This is a genomic window from Mycobacterium sp. (assembly GCF_019243155.1).
Classification (GTDB): domain Bacteria; phylum Actinomycetota; class Actinomycetes; order Mycobacteriales; family Mycobacteriaceae; genus Mycobacterium.
Genome location: NZ_JAFAUS010000382.1, coordinates 1 through 5,410, shown reverse-complemented (window position 1 = coordinate 5,410; position 5,410 = coordinate 1). Strand labels below are relative to the sequence as shown.

At 67.1% G+C, this 5,410-nt stretch carries 1 protein-coding gene; it reads right to left on the bottom strand.

The features are described 5' to 3' along the window. The coding region (locus tag JOZ00_RS19820) for a non-ribosomal peptide synthetase (protein ID WP_293346773.1) at window positions 1-5,410 on the bottom strand (5,410 nt) is incomplete at both ends.

Genomic DNA, 5,410 nt, shown 5'->3' with positions numbered 1-5,410 from the left:
GTGGGGCTATCGACCAGCCGTCGGCGGCGATGTGGTGGATGGCGGCGGCCAGCACGTGCTCGTCGTCGCCGACGCGGAACAGCTGTGCCCGCAACGGGATTTCGGTTGCCAACTCGAAGCTGTGCCGGGTCGCGGCCTCGATGGCCTCGTCGAGTTGCTCGGTCGGCCAGCCTGCGGCGTCGATCACGCCCCAGCCCAGTGAGGTCTGCTCGGGGCGCAGGATCTTTTGGTGCGGGGTGCCGTCGGCGTCGGGGAACAAGGTGCGCAGGCTTTCGTGGCGTGCCACCACATCGGCCAGTGCCGCCCCCATCGCGCCGGTTTCTAGCGGACCGTGCAGCCGTAGCGCTACCGCGAGGTTGTAAACCGGTGAGGGGCCTTGCAATTGGTCGAGGAGCCACAGCCGGTTCTGGGCGAACGATAATGGCACGAGCTCAGGCCGCAGCGCGGGCATCAACGGTGCCAGCGGGCTGGCGCCCTCGCCGATACGCGGCGCCAACTCGGCGATCGTCGGCGCATCGAACACGGTGCGCACCGACAGGTTGGTGTTCAGGCTGGCATTGATCGCGGCGACCAGGCGCATCGCCGACAAGGAGTCCCCACCCAAAGTGAAGAAAGAGTCGTCGATCCCGACGGGTTCGAGACCGAGGACCTGGGCGTAGATCCCGGCCAGGACTTCCTCGGTGGGGGTGCCCGGGGCTCGATAGCCCTGTGCGTCTTGGTATTCCGGAGCGGGCAGGGCACGGGTGTCCAACTTGCCGTTGACCGTCAACGGCAACGCCTCGAGCACCATGATTGCCGTCGGCACCATATAGGCGGGCAGCCGATCGGCAAGTGCGCTGCGCAGCTCGCCCGGGTCGGCGGTGCCGGTGACATACCCGACCAGACGCTTGTCGCCGTGGCGGTCCTCGCGGGCGATCACCGTGGCCTGCTCAACCCCGGGCAAGGCGCTGAGGGCGGCCTGCACGTCGCCCAATTCGATGCGGTAGCCGCGGATCTTGACCTGCTCGTCGGCGCGGCCCAGATACTGCAGCTGTCCCTCGGGGGTCCATGCCACCAGGTCACCGGTGCGATACATCCGCGACCCGGGTCCGCCGAACGGGCACGCCACAAACCGCGACGCGCTGAGCCCGCCCCGGCCCACATAGCCGGCGGCAAGACCCGCCCCGGCCACATACAACTCCCCGACCACGCCGGCCGGTGCCGGCTGCAGCCAGCCGTCGAGGACAAAGAATCCAAGATGCGCCAGCGGTACACCGATCGGACTGCACTGGCCTGCAAGGTCTTCGGGGCCGATGTTTCGTATCGAGGCGTGCACCGTCGTTTCGGTGATGCCATACATGTTGATCAGCCGGGGAGAGTCAGGGTGCGCTTGCAGCCAGCTGTTCAGACGCGTGGGTTCTAAGGCCTCGCCACCGAAGATCACCGACTGCAACGCCAACTGCCCGGCCGCGGCCTGCCCGTCCGCGGTCTGCAACGCATAGAACGCCGAAGGGGTCTGGCTGAGCACACCGACCTGCTCGGACACCAGGACGGCGTGCAATTCGTCGGGCGAACTCGCCACCGCCTCTGGCACCACGACCAGTCGCCCGCCGGAGAGCAGCGCCCCAAAGATCTCCCACACCGAGAAGTCGAACGCCAGCGAATGCGCCTGCGACCACACCTGTCCGCGCCCGACCTCGGCGTCCAACGACTCCAACAATCGAGTGACGTTGCGATGCGGCACCGCAACGCCTTTGGGAGTCCCGGTCGTGCCCGACGTGTAGATCAGGTAAGCGATGTTCTCCGACGACGGCACGGGCAAGCCGGTGACGGCCTGCGCCCTCACCGCCGGATCGTCGATGTAAATGATTTGCCCGGCGAAGCCGCCCAGTCGCTCGCGCAGCTCCGCGGTGGTGACGACCGCCACGGGTGCGGCATCGGACAACACGAATTCGATGCGTGCGGCGGGCAGCGCCGGGTCGACCGGGACATAGGCCGCCCCGGTTTTCAACACGGCCAGGATCGCGGTGACCGCCTCGGGAGACCGCGGGAACACCAGCCCCACCCGGTCGCTGGGACCCGCTCCCTGCCCGACCAGCAAGTGCGCCAACCGATTCGACGCCTCATCCAACTGCGCATAGGTCAACGAATCGCGGCCACATGTCAATGCCACCGCGTCCGGGGTACGGGCTACCTGCTCGGCGAACACTGCCGGAATCGAGATCGATTCGCTCGGCGATTGGGTCAGCGCCGCGCGATTGCCCCACCCGTCCAACCGGATACGCTCGGGCTCGCCGAGTACATCGATCGCCGAAAGACGTTGTCCTGCATCGGTCGTCATCGCCGTCAACACCCGCTGCAACCGCTCGATGAGAGCGTCGATGCCGGCAGCGTCGAACACATCGGTGGCGTATTCGATGCGGAAGCCCAGTTGCTGGCCGGGGGAGGCCTGGATGACCAGGGGGTAATGGGTGGATTCGTGGGTGCTGAAGTCGGTGATGGCCAATTCGTTGTCGGCCATGGTCGCCGCGGACTCGATCGGATAGTTCTCGTAGACGAACAGGGTGTCGAAGGGCTGTTCATGGCCGGTGATGCGGTGTATGTCGGTCAGCGGCAGGTGCTGGTGGTCCAGCGTGTGGTTGGCGGCGCTTTGAAGTTGGTCGAGCAGCTCGCGGGTGGTGGTGGACGCGGTGATGCGTGCACGCACGGGCACGGTGTTGATCAAGAGGCCCACCATCGTTTCGGCACCGGGCAGCTCGGTGGGCCGGCCCGATACCGCGGTGCCGAAGGCGACGTCGGGCTGGCCGGTGAGCCGGCTCAGGAGTTGGGCGTAGGCCCCTTGCAGCACGGTGTTGACGGTGGTGCGCGAGGCCCGCGCGAGGTCGTTGATGGCTTGAGTTGTCGCAGCGGGCAACGTGAATGTGGTCACGCCTTTGGGGCCTGGCCGCAGATTTTGAGCGGGTGCGACCAAGGTGGGCGTGTCGAAACCGGCGAAGACCTCGCTCCAAGCCGCCTGGGCGGCAACGTGATCGCGTTCGGCCAGCCAGTTGACCAGCTGGCGATAGGAACCGGGGGTGGGCAGTCGGTAGTGCTGGTAGCTGGCGAAGATCTCCTGCAACAGGATCGGCAGCGACCAGCCGTCCATCACGATGTGGTGGAAGGTGAGCACAAAGCGGTGCCGCTGTGGTGCCGTGCGAACGAGCGCCGCCCGAACGACCGGCGGGTTTGTCAGGTCGGTCACCGCGAGCCGCTCGGCGGCGCACAACTGCTCGATTTGGTCGTCGGCTTCCAGATCGACGTAGCGCCAGGGAGCTACGGGGTCGATCGGAATTACCTGGACGGGCTCGTCGTACTCGGGGCAGAAGCGGGCGGCAAGGTTGGGGTGGCGGGCAAGGACGGTGTCGACGGACTCGTGAAGCCGGTTCGGGTCGAGGGGGCCGGTGATGGTGGCGGCGAGTTGGACGGCGTAGACGTCGTCGGTGGGGTCCTGTGTGGTGGCGGCGTGGAAGAGCAGTCCTTGTTGCAGCGGGGTCAGCGGCAGAATGTCGGCGACCGAGTAGCGCTGCCTCAGCTCGTCGATTTGTTGTTGGGTGAGCCGGGCCGGGGCGATGTCAGACGGGGTGAAGCCGCCGCCACCCTTGCTGACGTGGGCGCAGATCCCGGTCAAGGCCTCAAACCATAGCCGGCTGAGCTCGTTGACCTGGTCGGCGCCCAGAGCCGATGGCGCCCAGGTCCAGCCGGCCAAAAGTTGTGGGCCGTCTTCGGTGTCGATGGTGGCGGCGTTGACGTCGATGGTGTGCATCAACGGCATCGGCACGGCGGCCGCGGCGTCGGTCAACGAGACGGCTCCGTTGCTGATCCGCCACAGTTCGCCGGGCAGATCGGCACCGGCGCCCAGCCGTCCGAGGTAGTTGAAACCGATCACCGGGTCGGCCCCATCCAGGTCGACCTCGGAGTTCAGGTAGCGCAGCAGCCCGTACGTGATGGGGTCCGGCAGGTCGCGTAGTTGTTCCTTGGCTTTCTTGATCACCGCGCCCAACGCGGGGTCGCCGGCAATGACATGATCCCAGGACAGACCCCGCATGCTAAGCGCGACAGGGTATTTGGTGGTGAACCAGCCCACTGTGCGTGACAAGTCGACTCGTGGGCCCAGTTCCTCATCGCGGCCGTGGCCTTCGACGTCGATCCCGATCGCGGTGTGAGTGCTGGTGCCGAGGAATTTTGTCCAGGCCAGCGCGTAGGCGATCAGCAGAATGTCTTGCACGCCTGCGTGAAACGCCGCGGGCACCTCGCCGAGCAGCAGCCGAGTGGTCTCGGCGTCGAGCGGCACCGACAGCCGTCCCGCATTCGCATAGGTGTCTTTTCCGGACTGGGGCGCGGGCAGCAGTGCCGGAGTCGCCGCGATCTGGCGCCACGTTTCGGCCTGCTCGATGACCGCTGGGTCCTGTGCGTGTTCGGCCAGCAGCGCCGACCACCTCGCAAACGACGTCCCACCGGGCAGCAAGGTGATCGGTTGCCCGGCGCGGTGTTGAGCCCAGGCGATGTTGAGGTCCTCCAACAGGATTCGCCAGGACACTCCGTCGACGGCCAGGTGGTGGATGAGCACCACCAGCTCACCTGTGGTCTCCGCCCACACGACGCGCAGCATCACGCCCGCGGCCGGGTTCAACCGGGCACGGGCCGCCAGCACCGCGTCCTGGAAGAGCGTCTCGACGACCTCCAGGCAATCCGCGGCCTGCACCGAACCGGGTTCGGGCACCGTCAGTGACCAGCCCCCGTCTCCGTCGTCATCGACGCGTAACCGCAACGCGCCGTGGCGATCCAACAGCGCCTGCAACACCGCCAGCACGTCGGACTCGCCCACCCCCGGCGGGGCTTGAGCCACCACGGCTTGGTTGAACTCATCGGTCGGACCATCGACGCTGTGCAGCCAGCGAATGATCGGGGTGGCCACCACCGCGCCCAGACCCTCATCCACGATGTCGTCCCCATCGGCCAGACCGGCCACCCGGGCCAGTCGGGCCACGGTCTGCTCGACGAAGACATCCCGCGGCCGGCACATGATTCCGGCGGCACGCGCCCGGGCCACCACCTGCATCGACAAGATGCTGTCGCCACCCAGATCGAAGAACGAGTCGTCCACCCCGACCCGCTCCACTCCCAACACCTGGGCATAAATCCCGGCCAGCACCTCTTCGACCGCATCAGCGGGGGCCCGGAATTCCGTGCCGCCCTGGTGATAGTCGGGCGCGGGCAACGCCCGTCTGTCGAGCTTGCCGTTGACCGTCATCGGCAACGACTCCACGACGACGATCGCCGCGGGCACCATGAACGCCGGCAGCCGATCCGCCAACAGGGTACGCAGATTGGCCGGGTCCGCCGTGCCGGTGATGTAGCCGACGAGGCGCTTGTCGCCGGGGCGGTCCTCGCG